Source organism: Brevibacillus panacihumi (genome assembly GCF_003710985.1).
Taxonomy (GTDB): domain Bacteria; phylum Bacillota; class Bacilli; order Brevibacillales; family Brevibacillaceae; genus Brevibacillus; species Brevibacillus panacihumi.
Genome location: NZ_RHHT01000066.1, coordinates 1 through 16,315 on the forward strand (window position 1 = coordinate 1; position 16,315 = coordinate 16,315).

Below are 16,315 nucleotides of genomic sequence, written 5' to 3' on the forward strand. Positions count from 1 at the left end.
CAAGGAAAGAAGAACATCGGAAAGCCGTATGAGGGAGAACCTCACGTACGGTTTGATGAGGGGGAACTGATAGGAGTAAGGCGACCAAACGGTCGCCAGAAAGCGTCAGTTCTCTACTCTACACCCTGAATTACTCCCTGGATTCGGCTGCTTTTGGCCGCGGTTCCCCCTTTGGAATGGAGTCGGCCAGGAATGACCCCCATCGAAGATCCCAACCCGCCGAAGCGTTTTCCCCTTTTTCCTCCCCCACAGCTGGCTGGCGTACATAAAAAAAAGGCATCTATCACGAGGCGGAAAGCCGCTGGTGTCAGATACCGAACTGGGGGTTATTTATCACTGAAAGCACATGCTTACTTTTCTAAATATAGCAGGTAAAAATAAAGAAACCGTAAAATAAACATAAAGTGAAATAAAATTAAGTTGTATAGAACGGAATGGTGAAAGAAAAGCTGCTTCCCACACCCAATTCGCTCGTCACCATGATTTCCCCGCCGTGGCGACGGACGATGCTTTGGCATATATTCAGGCCAAGGCCAGTGCCGCCGTTGTCCCGATTGCGCGATTTTTCCACACGATAAAATTTGGTGAAGATCTTCGTCTGGTCCTCGGGCGATATCCCTTCTCCCTTGTCGATGACGGAAAAAAGGACATGGCCTTCCCGCTGGTCGCACGTAATCAGGATGGAGCCGCCTGGCTTGTTGTAGGTCATCGCGTTGTTGATCAGATTTTCCATCACCCGGCGCAGCTTAGCTTCGTCTGCCTCGATGTAAAGCTCGTTGGAGACACGCAGCTTCCATTGGAAGGACAGCCCTGCATCCTTGATCCGAACCAGGTAGTCCTCGATGATTCCTTTCATGAACTGCTTGACGTGGATACGGCTTATATTGAGGCGGACCTCCGTGCTTTGCGTGCTGTAATCCTGCAATTCATCGAGGAGCTTCTCCAGGTCGGACGTCTTTTGTTCGATTTTGCCCATCTGTTTCTGAATTCGTTCGAGATCAGTGACACGACCGGTGCCGATATAGGAGGCATAGCCTTTGATCGTGGTCAGCGGTGTGCGGAAATCATGGGCGATAGCTGAGATCAGCTCGGACTGGCGCTCCTCGGACACACGCAATTCGTCCACCATATCGCCGAAATACTGGAATAGCTGGCCGAATTCGTCGTGCGTGCGATAGGAGAAGGAGACGAGCCGTTTGCCATCGCGAATCTCCTGTGTAACACGGGTAAGCTCGTTGACAGGACGCAAGATCCAGCGGACATACAGGGCCATCAAGACCAGTCCGACAAGCGTGATGCTGCCGTAAATAAACCAGAGCATCATCGAGACCCCTTTGGAAGCCATGATGTCGTATTCGTCCGTGTAAAAGTAAATGACGGTCTCGCCTTCCTTGGGAGGCTCCTGCTGGAAATGATACTCGCCGACGATTTTCAGACTGCTTTTTTTCTCCGAATTTCGCTGCGAGGGTGGGGGCTGTTTCAGCTTGTAGGCTTCGGAGTCCTTGGAAAAGATGACATTGCCCCTTGCATCCTTCACGATTATGCGGTACATCAAGTCTTCCGGAAGATTATAGTCCAGCTCCAGCCGCTCGGTAGGGTCTTTGAAATTGTAGGAACGCAGCAGCTGCATCAGCTGTACTTTTTCCGCTGTTTCCTTCTCGTACTGGTATTGAGTGTGTCGGTCATTCTTTAATTGTTCGACGATAATGTCTTCAAAGACAAATTTGAACAGCAGGATGTTGAGGACCATCAGGGCGATAAAGGAAAGAAAGAGTTTGTTGCGCAAGCTCATCTAGAGCTTCTCCCCGATAAAGACATAGCCCGTTCCCCACTGTGTTTTGATGAACTGGCGATCTTCCTCCAGTTTTTCACGCAGGTTTTTGATATGGACGGTGACAGTGTTGAGCGAGCCGTACCCATATCCCCAGACGCGGTCGTAGATTTGTTCGCGGGTAAAGACAATGCCGGCATTCTCAGCCAGGAAGGTGAGCAGTTGAAATTCCTTGGTGGAGAGCTCGATTTTTTGCTCATTTACATAGACGGAGTACGTCTCCTTGTGAATTTCCAGGCCCCTGAATTTCAGGATGGTGATGGACGAAGAGGACGCTTCTTTTACCGGCTGTTCTTCCGAGTGCTTGCGGATGCGCTCGTATCTGCGCAGATGGGCGCGGATGCGGGCGAGCAGTTCTTCGGTATCAAAAGGCTTGGTAATGTAATCGTCTGCTCCAATCTCGAAGCCGACTACCTTGTCTACCGCTTTGCCTTTGGCGCTTAAGAATAAAATCGGCAGGTCCCACTCCCGGCGAATCTGGGAGCAAAGCTCGTAGCCGCTCATATTGGGCATCATAATATCGAGCAGGATCAGGTTGGGAATCTCGCCGCGTTTTAATTTCATCAAGGCCTCCGCTCCATTTTCTGCAGAGGAGACCTGAAATCCCTCGTTCTCCAGGATGTCTTCCAACAACTCTATGATTTCAAGATTGTCGTCGACGATCAGAATATGGTCATGCACCAACATTACCCCCAGTATCTTCTATCTTCCTCATTGAACCAATGATACCTAAGCATATCTGTCTAACTATCATACCATGCCTGGAACGGTGGGAGGGAAAAAGAAAGCATCTTCTGACAAATAGGCGATTGCTGTAGTCTCGTCCTGACACCTGGTCCTAATTTCCGTCAGAAAAAGCCAGAGATTCGATATCCCTGGCTTCCATGATGCAAATGGATGTTTACTTTTGTGGCAGTGATGCAGCTTGCACCGCCTGTTCCTTGTCTGGAGCGGCAGGTGCTTCCTGTACCGTTTCTTCTGGAGCTGTTGGCGCTTCTTCCGCTGCCTTCTCTTCCAGTGCTGGTACATGGACGCGTTTGGCGCCTACATAGCGCTTGCTCCAGTAGTACGGATCGTTCAACTTGGTATTGACGACGCCGCGGCCTGATTCGGAGTGGACAAATGTTCCGTCTCCGATGTAGATGCCGACATGCGAAATGCTGCGTCCGTTGGTTTTGAAGAAGACCAGATCACCTGGCTGCAGATCCTTCTTGTCCACGGCAGTGCCCACTTGGTATTGGGCGGCAGAACTCGCTGGCAATTCTACACCTAGTTCTTCAAAGACGTAGTGTGTGAAACCGGAGCAGTCAAATCCTTTTTTGGTCTTGCCTGCAGTTTTGTATGGGACGCCATAAAGATCACTGACAACATCGTGAAGCTTTGTTGCCTTTTCTTCCGCATGTGCAGCGCCAGCTCCCATCGCAAGCATACCTACAATCAGTAATGAAGCGAACACCTTGCGCAAAAGAACTGCTCCTCTCGTGAGCCTACGAGGTTAGCTGAAGGGTTCGGTCGAAAGGACGCCCTAGACTGCCACATGGACAGCCATTCACCCCAAAAACTTGGTTCCCCCGTTTCCGATCTGCGGAACTCGGCTTTTTCGATCTTTTTTTACAAGAACACCTCCTACGTATTCCATCTCGATCCGAGATTTCCTTTTTTTCGCCTATTTGTTCACGATTTGTTCACATTTTTCTGTCAAAACGTGTAACGAAATCGGATCGACGGCGTCGGCCTGTATTCGTCACCGGATTCGTCCGATTGCGGCAGGAAACGGTATCCGTCCAAGGGCGGAGACAAAAACCAACCGCTCGCCCGTTATGGAGGAAAGGGTGCGGGGGCTAGAATAAAGCCATGAGATTCACATCTGCATCACGGGGTGTAGAGAGGAGGGAAGGGCTAGGATGGGTGAACGGTCAGGAAAGATTCTGCTCGGGCTGGTTCTGCTGCTCATTGGTGGGATGGTTTTGCTCGATCAGATCGGCATCGACAGCGGAGAGATGATTGGGGTGCTGATATCCGGCGTGCTGATGTTTTACGGGGCTCGCAAGATCATGGGGCCGACCGGGTCTCGCTTCTGGGGCATTCTGATTTTTCTGTTCGGCTTCCTGATGCTGATTGGCAAATTGAATCTGCTGTTTACCAGTCTCTTGGCGATCGGGATCATCTACCTGGGGTATCGGCTGATTCGCCGTCAGGATGCCCCCAAGGAAGCGCCGCCTGAATGGGAGCGCCAATGGGCTCGCAAAGTACTGCAGGAAGACTCTTTGGATCGCTGGGAAAAAAGGTAAGCAGCATTGAACGAACTATTTTGGATGGACAATCTGATGTGATATGATGAGGAGGATAAGAAAATGAGTATTTTTAAACGATTGCGTGACCTGACTGTAGCTTCGGTGAATGATGCCCTGGATTCGATGGAAGATCCAGTTGTGATGCTGAATCAATACATGAGAGACATGGAAGTGGAGATCGGCCAGGTCGAGGTGGCCGTAGCCCGTCAAGTAGCGCTTGAAAAGAAATTCAGACAGCAATGGGAAGAAGCGACCGCTCTGGTAGAGAAAAGAGATCGCCAGGTCAAGCTGGCACTCGTGGAGCAAGAGGATGAGCTGGCCCGCCGCGCGCTGATGGACAAGAAGCAGTTTGAAGCTCGTGCGCAGGAATACGAGGAGCTGTACCGCACTGCTTCCGAAGCCGCTGCCCAAATGCGGGAAAAGCTGACTGAACTGAAGGAAGAATTCTACAAAATGCGAGCGAAACGCTTTACGCTGATGGCACGTGCACAGGTAGCCCGTACGCAAAAGCAAGTGAATCAAGCTGTGACAGGCATCGGGACACAGACAGCCGGACGCGGATTTGCCCGCATGGAAGAAAAGGTAATCCGCATGGAAGCGGAAGCACAACTGAGCGGAAAATGGCGTCAACCAAGCGTCGGTCTGGAAGATGCGCTCCTCGCTCTGGAAAAAGATGACCTGGATGCTGAATTGGCTGCAATCAAGGCAGCAATGGAGCAAAAAGGGGATAAGATAGAAAAAACAGGCGAGACAGCGAAGGCAGAAAAAGCCTGATCGAGCTTGACACTTGAATAGATCGTGGTAGTAAGGCAGCCTGTCCTACAGGCTGCTTTTCCCCTAGGAGGTACAGTTACTTGGCAGACTTTTTGGCCTTTTTACGTCGTTTTATAGCAGAGCCCGGACAGGTTGGGAGCGTCATCCCCAGCTCCCGTTTTCTTTGTCAGAACATGCTTAGTTCTATTGATTGGTCCAAGACAGATGTGATTTTTGAGCTCGGACCCGGTACGGGGCCATTTACTCAGGCCATCTCGAAATATAAAAAACCGGATGCCTACTATTTGTTGGTGGAACGAGACCCGCAGTTTCGCAACCTGCTTCATTCCCGCTTTCCCGACCTGACGATTCGGGAGGAAGCGACACAGCTTCGCACCTATCTGGAGGAATTGCATCTGGACAAAGTGGATGTCATCGTATCGGGGCTGCCCTTCGCGAATTTCCCTGCCCAGCAGCGAGCAGCCATTCTCGACCAGGTTCAATCCGTTTTGGCGCCGGACGGCATATTTGTCACGTTTCAATATTCCTTGCAGCTTAAAGCTGAGCTCCAAGCGCGGTTTTCCTGGGTCGAGACTGATTTCACCCTGTTCAATATTCCCCCGGCATTTATTTATACCTGTCGCAACCAAGTACGTGAAGACAACCTGCATGGGGCGTAAGAGAGGAGACTTCCGTGAAATTGTCCCGCTTGCACAAAATGATGGCTGGTGTCCTGATTCTTTTGACGGGCATCGGGCTGTTGTTAGACAGCTTTGGTATCATTTCATTCGGCCTGTTTGATCTCTGGCCGCTGGCGCTCGTCTATTTCGGCGTTCGCCTCTGGAGCGACAATAAAAAAATCAGCGGCGGCATTCTGGCCACATTGGGCATCGTGATCTCGCTGGAGATGTGGCTCGGCATCGGAATCGAAGACCTGTTTAAAATCGGCGTGCCCCTGCTGTTTATCTACTTTGGTTATCGTTTGATTCGCGGCAAGAGTGTACGAACCTTCAAGAAAAAAGAGTCCCCCTCGCTGGATGATGATTTTTTTGCGGCAGAGGAGACGGCTTCTCCCCGGCAGGAACGGGAGCCGGAGGAAGAAAAGCGCTATCGCTGGAGGGGGAGACGTGAGACGGGACCTGCTTCGGAATCCGCGAGGGCGCAATCCGGCGGGATCTTGCTGCCGATGGAAACGCGCAGCTCCTTGATCGGCGATTTTCACTTGACCTCGGGGCGGTTTGAACTGAACCACTTGCATGTCTGGCATGGAATTGGTGATGTAGTGATCGATTTGTCCAGGGCGGTGCTGATGCACGAAGAAGCGATGCTGTCTGTCGATGGCTGGATCGGAGACGTTACGATCTACGTGCCGATCGATCTGGCGGCGTCGGTATCTGCTGAGGTGAGCGTCGGCGATCTGGAGGTTTTTGGTCATCGGCAAGGCGGCATCAGCCGTTGCATCGTGGTGCGTTCCGATCACTACGACACGGCTGCCAACAAGGTACTTCTACGAATCTCGCTGCTCGTCGGCGATATTAAAGTCAAGTACATCTAGGGGGTACTGGCGAATGCGACGACAGAGATTAGCGAGTTTGCAATGGCAAAGTGTTCGGCACGGCCTCATGATGACAGTGAGCGTCATCATGGTTTCGTTTGCTTGTTTTTTCAGCTTGTATTTTGTGGGGATGAATGACCCGCAGATCCAACAATGGTACGTTGCCTGGGTCCATGATCCGACGGTGACGGAATTTATGGAGAATTACATGCCGTTCCAATTGCCACAGGAACCGGATTGGCTGGTGATGGTCGTCGCTTTTGCGGTCTCCCTGCCTGCAGGTGCTGTGATCGGTCTGTTCGGTTCCTATATCTACGGCAATCTGCTGAAAAAGCGGATGAATGTGCTTTGGGAGGCGGCGATGAATTTGGGACGAGGCATCTTGTCCTACCGCGTGCCGGAGCTTGGGACGGATGAAGTCGGCGAGTTAGGGTGGCAATTGAACCGGCTGGCGTCCCAGTGGGAGGAGCAGGTTGCTTCTCTGCAGCGCTTGTCCAACCACAACGCAGCATTAGCCGAGCAGTTGAAGCACACGGCCGTTACAGAAGAGCGGCAGCGTTTGGCCAGAGAGCTGCACGATGCGGTCAGTCAGCAGTTGTTTGCGATTGCGATGACGACTGCTGCACTCAAGCGGATCGTGGAAAAAAATCCGCAGCGGGCCGCCCAGCAAATCGAGCTGGTGGAGGAAATGGCTGCTGCTGCACAGGCTGAGATGAGGGCTTTATTGCTTCATCTGCGGCCGGCGACACTGCAAAACAAAAGCCTCAAGGAAGCGGTGCTGGATCTTTTGGAGGAGCTCACGCGAAAGAACAGCATGGGCATCCATTGGGAAATCGAGGATGTCGAAGGGCTGCCAAGCGGCATAGAGGACCACCTCTTCCGGATTCTTCAGGAGTCGCTGTCCAATACGCTGCGGCATGCCAAAGCAAATCAGATTGTCATCAAGCTGTTTACGCTGCAGGGACAAGTCCGGATGCGCATTGTCGATGACGGGGTGGGTTTTGACCCCGATGGCGAAAAGCTGACCTCTTACGGTCTGCAAAGCATGCGTGAGCGGGTGGCAGAGGTGGGCGGTTCGATGGAGATCTATTCGGCGATAGGAAAGGGAACCCAAATCGAAGTGCGGATTCCCTTGGTTTCACAATCGGAACGTGAAGGAGTTGAGGGTGATTCGTGATTCGGGTGTTACTGGTAGATGACCATGAGATGGTGAGAATGGGCTTGGCTGCCTATCTGTCGACAGAGGATGATATCGAGGTAGTGGCAGAGGCGGGAAGCGGCGAAGAAGGAGTGCGGCTGACTGTCGAGCTGAAGCCGGATGTGGTCCTGATGGATCTGGTCATGGAAGGCATAGGCGGAGTAGAGGCGACGCGGCGGATTCGCGAAAAATGCCCGGCGAGCAAGGTTATCGTGCTGACCAGCTTTATCGACGATGAAAAGGTGTATCCCGTCATTGAGGCGGGTGCATTCAGCTATTTGCTCAAAACATCGCGAGCTTCGGAGATCGCCAAGGCAATTCGCTCCGCCGCTGCTGGCGAGCCCGTCCTGGAATCCAGGGTGGCAGGGAAGATCATGGCCCGTTTTCGCCATGGTCAGGAAGCGAAGCCGCATGAGCAGCTCACCCCGCGGGAGCTGGAGGTGCTCAAGCTGATTGGAAAGGGAAAATCCAATCAGGAAATAGCCGACGAATTGATCATCGGGATCAAAACAGTCAAAACTCATGTGAGCAATATCCTGGCGAAGCTGGATGTAGAGGACCGGACGCAGGCCGCGATCTACGTCCATACCCACAACCTTGGTTGACAGCACTACCGGACTCACCCGAGAATAGAGGGGTGAGTTTTTTTTGCAGATGTGGTAAAGATAGTAAGTAATCGTATTGGAAGGGAGGAGCGGATCGTGAGACATAAACCACAGACGCGTTCCAAGATCCTCAATGCAGATCAGGGAGTGGATTTTGTAGGCGATGTGCATGGCTGTCACGAGGAGTTTCTCGAGCTTCTGGGCCTCCTGGGCTATGAGCGCGGACGGGACGGGACTTACCGCCATCCCGGGGGACGAAAGCTCTTGTCGCTTGGCGATATCACAAGCCGTGGGCCTGCTTCGATCGCGATGCTGCAATTTTTTATCCGTCATATCAATGCAGGCTTGGCCGAGATGGTAGACAGCAATCACGGATGGAAGATCGCCCGTTGGCTCGATGGCAGACCCGTCACCTTGGCGCACGGAGACGAAAAAGTGGATGAGGAGTTTCGGCAGTTCCAGATGGAATTCGGGCCGAAAAAAACGTCCTTGCTCAAGGAGCAGAGCCGTCGCCTGCTGTTTTCATCCCCCTCGCACATGATGATTCGGCAAAAGGACAAGCTGGTCGCCGTCGCTGTCCACGCCGGGATTCGGGACGATTATATCGGCATGGAATCGCCTGCTGTACATACATTTTGCCGCTATGGAGACGTCGCCGGGATCGGGCCGGATGGACGGCCGATACGCAAGGACTGGGCGCAGGAACGAAAAACGAATCAGCCTTTGATCGTCTGGGGCCACGATCCGCGTCCGAAGCCGGAACGGTTGAACGGCACACTCAACATCGACCAGGGATGCGTATTTGGCGGCATGTTGACCGCGTACCGCTTTCCCGAGGACGAGCTTTTGAGTGTGCCGGCCAAGAAAAACTACTCTGGACTCGAGGAGACGCCCCTCACTCGCTATCGGAGGGAGCATCAGGACTGACGCCTATTGCCCTTGCTTGCTCAGTTTCTCGTACAAGCGTTTGAGGATCAGGGCTTCCGCCCACAGAGGCAATGGCTGGTCCATTTGCTGGCGCCAGATTTCATCAGTCAAGAAACCTTGCTCATACAGCCAGTTGATCGCTTCATGCTTCCATTCAGGCACTGGTTTGCCACCTCCGCTTTCAGGTTTCGTCGGACCGGGTGTCGGCTTCGTTTCTGGCGGCGGGGGAGAAGGCGGTCGATAATTTTGCTTGGCGTAGATGCAAAAGGCGCGAACGACCGCTTCCGCAAGTCCCTCCCAGTCGGAGGCGAGCTTATTCGCATCCTGCGCGTTGTCCGCGAAGCCGTATTCCACGATGACAGTCTCTACGCTTCCTGTCTCGCGATGCATGTAGTAGTAGTCGAGCTTGGAATTGTTGGGCAAGGTGCGAGTAAAGATACGGCGATTGGGCATGCCCGCTGCTTTCAGCTCTTCGGCGATGATGCGCGAAAAGGTAGGCGTGCTGTAGATCGAGTAAATCGCTTCGGACCCGCGTCCTCCGCCGGAATTGATGTGATTGGAAATGCAGTAGCGAGCCCCGCTTTCACGCACTTTTGCCGTTCGTGCTTCTGCTGTCAGGGTAATATCTGTGGTTCGTGTGATCGCAACAGGTATATTCAATTCCTGGAATCGCCGATATTGGTAAAGGGAGATCTTCAGGTTCATATCCTTTTCTGTAAATTGCGCATTGTTTCCTCCGCCAGGGTCAATCCCGCCATGCCCGGCGTCAATGATCAGGATAGGAGCCATGGATTTCATCACCTCTATTCTTAGCATATGAAAAAAAGGGAGAACATGCGTGAGGCAGTAACACCATTTTCGTTCCCGCCATGTACAGGGAATCGAACTATGGTACAATAAAAGAGCTCATTATTTTATTTAAGAGGATGGTAATGCATAGATGGCATGGTACAACTGGGTAATCCCCATCGTTACACTGCTCGTTGGCCTCGCAGGAGGCTTCTACGGAGCCACCTATTACTTGAAAAAGCAAATGGCTAACATGCAGATGGATGAGAAGCAACTGCAAGCGATGGCTCGTTCAATGGGAATGAATTTAAATCAAAAACAATTAAAGCAAATGAGCCGTACGATGAAAAATATGAAAATGCCCAACAAGTTAGGGAAGTAGGATGACTGGAGGGATGTCGGAATGGGTCCGACCCGTCTTCGTTACACGATGCTCGGCTTTATACTCGGCGTCTTTGTCGTGTACTTGAAAGAGTTGCCTTTGTCGGAGGGAATTCGGTTCGCAGCACCTTTTTACGGAGCGGGCATCGGCCTGCTGCTTGACGGCATCATGCTTCGGATCAAACAGCAAAAGGGAAGCAAGGAATAGAGAGAGCTTGGCATATGCCAGGCTTTTTTTCGTGGACGATTTGCACGATTTGGAAGGATAGCCGGGTCGCTTTATCGAAAAAAGGAGGGATAGCCAGTATATCATGTGAGAGGAGCCAATATGCGATATAGAACCATTCTCCTGATCGGATTCTCAACAATGATGGTGCTGTTGTTTTCTCTCTTGGCCATTTCGACGAGCATTCATGCCGGCTTGATCGAAAACGTCACGGAAATCGTGGATGATCGCTTCCACAAGGTACAAGTAGCGAGTGATGTGGAAAATCAGGTGAATCGCATGAGCGGCCTGTTGAACAATATCGTCCTTGAGGAATCCTACGAAAGTGTTCTCAAAGCAAGGGAAAAGTATACAAAATCATCCAATGAGGCCAATCTTGCGCTGAACTCTCTGCAAAATCTCGTCACGACAGAGGAAGCGCAAAAATACCTGGCGGACTCCATCAAGCTGTTCTCCTCCTTTGAGAGCAAGGCGCAAAGCGTCATCGAGAGCGCGGAGGCGGGACAAAGAGCCGAAGCCAAGCAAATGATCGTACAGGAAGCGGCCGTGGTACGCGACAAATTATTGCAAAGTATTGAAAAGTTAAAAAACGTTCAGGAAGGCCTGCTCGCGGAAGCCTATGTGAGAGCCAATGAACAATATCTCTTCATAGACAGGATCAGCAAGATATTTATTGTGTTCGGACTCGTCGTCGGAGGCCTGGTAGCCGCCTGGACGATCCGCAACATTGCGAATAACCTGAGGCGCATCAGCTCGGTCATCACCATGGCGACATATCGTTCCGAGGAAAACTACCCCCGCATTCAAATCAACACGCGGGATGAAATCGGCGAAATCGCGCGGGCATTCAATATGATGGCAGAGACTTTGGAGCTGCACGCCGAGCAAGAGAAAGAGTACAAGCGGGCGATCATGGATCACAGTTGGCTGAAGACACAAGTTCATGAGGTCACCTCCAGCAGCCAAGGGATTCAGGATGTGACCAAGCTGGCCCAATCCATTGTGAACAAGATTACCCCGATCGTCGAAGCCTCGTACGCGGTTCTTTTTGTACGCGACGGGCACGTAGATGCTCAAAGGCTCGTCAAGGCGGGAACGTATGGCTTTGATGCTCAGGATTTGCAAGTAAAGGCCATCGAATTCGGAGAAGGGCTCGCGGGTCAGGCTGCCTTGGAGAACAAGCCGATCGAACGGGTGGATCTCCCGGATGACTATATTCAGGTAGGGTCAGGTCTTGGCAGCACTCGTCCGGTTGCGATCATGATTTTGCCGATTTCCTATGAAGGGCATGTGCTCGGGGTGCTGGAACTCGCTTCGTTGCAACGCTTTACGCCGCTGCAAAAGGATTTTCTGCAGGAGATTATCCACGATATCGGGACCATTATGAACAGCATTTACATCCATATGCAGGTCCGCAACCTGTTGAAGGAATCCCAGACCTTGACCGAGGAGCTGCAAAGCCAATCCGAAGAACTGCAGCTCCAGCAGGAGGAGTTGCGCAGCATCAATGAAAAGCTGGAGGAACAGTATAAAAATGCGGAACAGAAAGCCAGGGAACTGGAGAAGGCAAAGGAAGAGCTGGAGAGAAACGCCGTTGAAATCGAGCTGGCATCCCGCTACAAGTCCGAGTTTCTGGCCAACATGTCCCATGAGCTGCGAACTCCGTTGAACAGCCTGTTGATCCTGGCGCAAATCCTCGCTGACAACAAGGAGCGCAATCTCACACCGCGCCAGGTGGAGTTCGCCGCGACGATCCATAGATCGGGCAATAATTTGCTCCGTCTGATCAACGATATCCTGGACCTCTCAAAAATCGAGTCTGGCAAAATGGACATTCTGATCTCCAAGGTTCCGATACGCGAGATCGTGTCCTATATCGAACAGAACATCCAGCCTCTCGCCGCCCAAAAAGGACTGCATTTTACGATTTCACTGGGGCCGGGCTTGCCGGAAATCATTGAGACGGACCAACAGCGCGTCCAGCAAATTATCACCAACCTGCTCTCCAATGCATGCAAGTTTACCGCCAGAGGCAGCGTCAGCCTGGACATTTCCATGCTGCCGTCCGAGTTGGGCCAAAGAATTGCGTTTGCTGTGAGAGATACGGGGATCGGCATTCCGTCAACAAAACAGCAGATGATCTTCGATGCGTTCCAGCAGGCTGACGGGACGACGAGCCGCAAGTTCGGCGGGACGGGCTTAGGTCTGTCGATCAGCAGAGAGCTGGCGAATCTCTTGGGAGGCTCCATTCTGGTAGAGAGCGAGGAAGGGCGGGGAAGCACCTTTACCCTCGTCCTGCCGCTGGAGCAAGGAGAAATCGTTCAGCCGGAAGTGTTGGCATTGCAGGAAGCGGCAGCGTCCTTGGCTGCAGGTGCAGAGCCGGCCGATACGACAGACTGGGATGAAGGATTGAAAGGGAAGAAAGTGCTGATCGTCGATGATGATATGCGCAACATCTTTGCCCTGACAGCAGCCATGGAAGAACGGCATATGCAGGTCATTTTTGCCGAGAACGGCAGAGAAGGCCTGCAGATGCTGGAGGAACATCAGGATGTCGACATTGTGCTGATGGACATCATGATGCCGGAGATGGATGGGTACGAGGCGATTGAAAAAATACGCAGTGATCCGGAATTCCATAAATTGCCGATCATTGCTTTAACGGCGAAGGCCATGAAGCATGATAGAGAAAAATGTATCGAAGCGGGGGCTTCGGATTACATTAGCAAACCGGTAAACATGGAGCAGCTCATCTCGCTGATGCGGGTATGGCTGTACGGATAGGAGTGAGGAAATATTTACGAGAACAACGAAGAAGCGGGGGAGCGCGAGGACCAGCTTGAGCATGATCTGGAGCGAATTGAGATCGCTCTCCTCCTAGAGGGGATCTACAACCAATACGGGCATGATTTTCGCAACTACACCTACTCCTCTATTCGGCGCCGAATCTGGCATCGAATACGGATCGAAAAGCTGCAAACCATCTCCGGCCTGCAGGAAAAAGTCTTGCATGAACCCAAGATGATGGAAAAACTCTTCTCCGACTTCTCCATCAATGTAACCGAGATGTTTCGCGACCCGCACTTCTTTTTGACATTTCGCAAATCCATCGTCCCCCATTTGCGAAAGATTCCGTTCATCCGCATCTGGCATGCGGGCTGCTCGACCGGGCAGGAGGTTTTTTCGATGGCCATCCTGCTCCATGAGGAAGGGCTGCTGCACAAGAGCAGACTCTACGGGACGGATATGAATGAGCATGTCCTCAAGAAAGCGAAGATGGGCAGCTTTCCGATCGAAAAAATGCAGCTGTACACCAAAAACTACATGCAGGCTGGCGGTACGCGAGCCTTTTCGGAATACTATACGGTCAAAAATGGAGTGGTCCAGTTCGAGCCTTTTTTAAAGGACAATATGGTTTTTGCCCAGCACAATCTGGTTACAGACGGCTCCTTTAACGAATTTCAGGTCATCATTTGCCGCAATGTCATGATTTATTTCAATGAACCACTGCAGAATCACGTGCACCAGCTGATTTATGAAAGCTTGTGCACGGACGGTTATCTTGGACTCGGCAACAAGGAAGGAGTTGTATTCACAACCCATGCAAGCTGTTATGAAGAAGTGGACGGAACCGAAAAATTCTACCGAAAAGTCAAATGATGCAGGGCTGAATTGGGTGAAGGACTCTGAACATCAGGAGAATTGGGCATGGAATAAAAAGGTAAATATTCTTCTGGTAGATGATCGAAAGGAAAATCTGCTTTCTTTACAGGCCGTGCTGGATTCCCCACGTTATCGGCTCGTCTCTGTACAGTCGGGAGAAGAAGCCTTGCGCCAGGTCTTGAAAGAAGAATTTGCCCTCATTCTCTTGGACGTCCAGATGCCCGGCCTCAATGGATTTGAGACAGCCAAGCTCATCAAGCAGCGAGAGAAATCAAGAAACATTCCGATCATTTTCGTGACGGCGATCAGCAAAGCCACCGAACACGTCCTGGAAGGCTACAAAGCCGGCGCTATTGATTATATCTTCAAGCCTTTTCATCCCGATACATTGGTGATGAAGGTCGAGGGCTTCGTGCAGCTCTATCTGCAACAGCAGCAGATCGCATTTCAAAGGGAGATGCTTCACTCCCGCACCATGGAGTTGGAGGAGGCCAATGACCGGTATTTGCGGACGCTGCAGGAATTGATCAAAAGCGAGGCACTGTCGCGAACGATCGTAGACACCTCCGTCGATACCATCATCACATTTGACGAAAATCGCCTGATTCTTTCGCTGAATCCAGTAGTGTGGCCCATGTTCGGCTACAGACCCCATGAGGTGTTGAACAAGCCCATCAATCAACTGCTTGCCTTGCCGTTTCACTCGGATGATTACGTGTTGGACAAAATTGTGGAAACGGTAGCGGTGCGCAAGGATCAAAGCAGCTTTCCGGTCGAAATCCAGCTTGGCAAAACGACGATCGAGCAGCGGGATATCTACGTCTGTTCGGTTCGTGATATTAGCGAGCGAAAGCAGTTGGAGATTGAACGCAAGCATCAATACGACCGGCTGGAGGTGCTGGTAAGGGAACGCACGAAGCAGTTGGCTGCGTCGCAGGAGCAATTTCAGAAGATTTTCCAATCCAGCCCGTGCATGATCGCGATCCGTTCCTGTGAGGATGGCGCCTATATCGACGTCAACCAAAGCTGGATCGACATCATGCAATATACATACGAGGAAGTGAAGGACTCTACAGAGGACAAGCTGATCCTGGCCAGGGAATACAGCTGGCAAAAGCGCCCCCTCGATCTGGAGGAAGCGGTGCGCAATGAAAAGATTCAATACTTGACCAAATCCAACGAGCTGCGCGAAGGCTTGCTGTCTACGGAAATCATCTACATCCAAGACAAGCGAAGCATTCTAAGCGTCATCACGGATATTACCGAACGAGTCTATCTGGAGAAAGAAATGGCTCGCCTGGACCGTTTGCACCTGATTGGGGAGATGGCAGCGGGAATTGCTCACGAGATCCGCAATCCAATGACGACGGTACGAGGCTTTTTGCAATTAGCCAAAAATTCCAGGGACAGCTCAGCGCTTCAGTTCGTCGATCTGATGCTGGCAGAGCTGGATCGGGCCAATGTCATCATCACCGAGTTTTTGACGCTGGCGAAGAACAAGACGAATGAAATGACGAGGCAGCATCTGGAGGATGCGCTGGAAACCCTCCTGCCATTGATTCAGGCAGAAGCAGTATTAAGCGGGAAAAATGTGCATATTGATTGGAAAAAGTGCCCGGAGGTATATCTGGATGGCAAAGAAATTCGCCAGCTGTTTTTGAACCTCGCATTGAATGGCCTGGAAGCCATGCCGCCTGGAAAGACCTTGACCATCAAAATCTACGAGCAGGATGGGGAGGTCGTCCTCGAGGTGACTGACGAAGGGACGGGCATCCAGGAGGAGCTGCTGGAAAAGATATGGACGCCGTTTTTCACGACCAAAGAAAAGGGAACTGGCCTGGGGCTGGCTGTCTGCTACAGTGTCGCCAATCGCCATCGAGCCAAAATTGAAGTGAAAAGCAGCAGTTCAGGCACCTCATTTTTTGTACGCTTCAAGAGCTGCGATACCATTTGCGAAATCAATTGACAAGAGAGAATAGCGAATGGTAAAGTATTCCCATCGTTCCATAAAATGAGACGTGATACAGCAGGCGACGGCTGCGTTCAACGGGCCTTTTCGCTTTTCTATATCGAACATGTGAACAGGCATATTG

At 51.7% G+C, this 16,315-nt stretch carries 16 protein-coding genes and 1 riboswitch; of the genes, 12 read left to right on the plus strand and 4 right to left on the minus strand.

The annotated features are described in order from the left end of the window. Positions 1 to 415: 415 nt before the first annotated feature. The 3 genes from EDM58_RS22620 to EDM58_RS22630 all read right to left on the minus strand — a co-directional run bounded on the left by EDM58_RS22620 (position 416) and on the right by EDM58_RS22630 (position 3,296). On the minus strand, positions 416 to 1,792 hold the full coding sequence (locus EDM58_RS22620) for a sensor histidine kinase (RefSeq protein ID WP_122915345.1): 1,377 nt from the start codon (positions 1,790 to 1,792) through the stop codon (positions 416 to 418). Continuing rightward, a complete protein-coding gene (locus tag EDM58_RS22625; protein ID WP_122915392.1) occupies positions 1,793 to 2,512 on the minus strand; it encodes a response regulator transcription factor in 720 nt (239 codons plus the stop codon). A 220-nt stretch (positions 2,513 to 2,732) separates the two neighbouring features. Beyond that, a complete protein-coding gene (locus tag EDM58_RS22630; protein ID WP_122915346.1) occupies positions 2,733 to 3,296 on the minus strand; it encodes a C40 family peptidase in 564 nt (187 codons plus the stop codon). A gap of 4 nt (positions 3,297 to 3,300) precedes the next feature. Next, positions 3,301 to 3,438: riboswitch (cyclic di-AMP (ydaO/yuaA leader) on the minus strand. A 297-nt stretch (positions 3,439 to 3,735) separates the two neighbouring features. Here EDM58_RS22630 and EDM58_RS22635 point away from each other — a divergent pair. The 7 genes from EDM58_RS22635 (at position 3,736) to prpE (ending at position 9,163) form a co-directional block, all read left to right on the plus strand. Next, positions 3,736 to 4,122, plus strand: a complete 387-nt coding sequence (locus EDM58_RS22635) for a LiaF transmembrane domain-containing protein (RefSeq protein WP_122915347.1) — start codon at positions 3,736 to 3,738, stop codon at positions 4,120 to 4,122. A 63-nt stretch (positions 4,123 to 4,185) separates the two neighbouring features. Further along, complete coding sequence (locus tag EDM58_RS22640; protein WP_122915348.1) at positions 4,186 to 4,899, plus strand: PspA/IM30 family protein; 714 nt, start codon at positions 4,186 to 4,188, stop codon at positions 4,897 to 4,899. 80 nt (positions 4,900 to 4,979) lie between these two features. Next, the gene (locus EDM58_RS22645) at positions 4,980 to 5,558 is read left to right on the plus strand and encodes a class I SAM-dependent methyltransferase (RefSeq protein ID WP_122915349.1); all 579 of its coding nucleotides are present in this window, start codon (positions 4,980 to 4,982) and stop codon (positions 5,556 to 5,558) included. A 14-nt stretch (positions 5,559 to 5,572) separates the two neighbouring features. Continuing rightward, positions 5,573 to 6,433, plus strand: coding sequence for a cell wall-active antibiotics response protein LiaF (gene liaF, locus EDM58_RS22650; RefSeq protein WP_122915350.1), 861 nt, complete (start codon positions 5,573 to 5,575; stop codon positions 6,431 to 6,433). 13 nt (positions 6,434 to 6,446) lie between these two features. Continuing rightward, positions 6,447 to 7,610, plus strand: a complete 1,164-nt coding sequence (locus EDM58_RS22655) for a sensor histidine kinase (RefSeq protein ID WP_122915351.1) — start codon at positions 6,447 to 6,449, stop codon at positions 7,608 to 7,610. Next, positions 7,607 to 8,236, plus strand: coding sequence for a response regulator (locus tag EDM58_RS22660; RefSeq protein ID WP_023556224.1), 630 nt, complete (start codon positions 7,607 to 7,609; stop codon positions 8,234 to 8,236). Before EDM58_RS22655 ends, EDM58_RS22660 begins: the two co-directional genes overlap by 4 nt. Before the next feature lie 96 nt (positions 8,237 to 8,332). Continuing rightward, positions 8,333 to 9,163, plus strand: coding sequence for a bis(5'-nucleosyl)-tetraphosphatase PrpE (prpE, locus tag EDM58_RS22665; RefSeq protein WP_122915352.1), 831 nt, complete (start codon positions 8,333 to 8,335; stop codon positions 9,161 to 9,163). A 3-nt stretch (positions 9,164 to 9,166) separates the two neighbouring features. Here prpE and EDM58_RS22670 read toward each other — a convergent pair whose 3' ends face one another. Beyond that, positions 9,167 to 9,952 carry an N-acetylmuramoyl-L-alanine amidase family protein gene (locus tag EDM58_RS22670; RefSeq protein WP_122915353.1) on the minus strand — a complete coding sequence of 262 codons (786 nt, stop codon included), beginning with the start codon at positions 9,950 to 9,952 and terminating at the stop codon, positions 9,167 to 9,169. Between the two features lie 151 nt (positions 9,953 to 10,103). Here EDM58_RS22670 and EDM58_RS22675 point away from each other — a divergent pair, with 151 nt between their 5' ends. From EDM58_RS22675 to EDM58_RS22695, 5 genes are all read left to right on the plus strand, one after another. Then, positions 10,104 to 10,334, plus strand: coding sequence for a YneF family protein (locus tag EDM58_RS22675; protein WP_122915354.1), 231 nt, complete (start codon positions 10,104 to 10,106; stop codon positions 10,332 to 10,334). Positions 10,335 to 10,355: 21 nt separating this feature from the next. Then, complete coding sequence (locus tag EDM58_RS22680; protein ID WP_122915355.1) at positions 10,356 to 10,541, plus strand: hypothetical protein; 186 nt, start codon at positions 10,356 to 10,358, stop codon at positions 10,539 to 10,541. A gap of 120 nt (positions 10,542 to 10,661) precedes the next feature. After that, positions 10,662 to 13,343: a response regulator gene (locus EDM58_RS22685; protein ID WP_122915356.1), complete on the plus strand. Its 2,682-nt coding sequence runs from the start codon at positions 10,662 to 10,664 to the stop codon at positions 13,341 to 13,343. A 66-nt stretch (positions 13,344 to 13,409) separates the two neighbouring features. Next, the gene (locus tag EDM58_RS22690; RefSeq protein WP_183187600.1) at positions 13,410 to 14,219 is read left to right on the plus strand and encodes a CheR family methyltransferase; all 810 of its coding nucleotides are present in this window, start codon (positions 13,410 to 13,412) and stop codon (positions 14,217 to 14,219) included. After that, on the plus strand, positions 14,161 to 16,188 hold the full coding sequence (locus EDM58_RS22695; RefSeq protein ID WP_122915358.1) for a response regulator: 2,028 nt from the start codon (positions 14,161 to 14,163) through the stop codon (positions 16,186 to 16,188). Before EDM58_RS22690 ends, EDM58_RS22695 begins: the two co-directional genes overlap by 59 nt. Positions 16,189 to 16,315 lie beyond the last annotated feature (127 nt).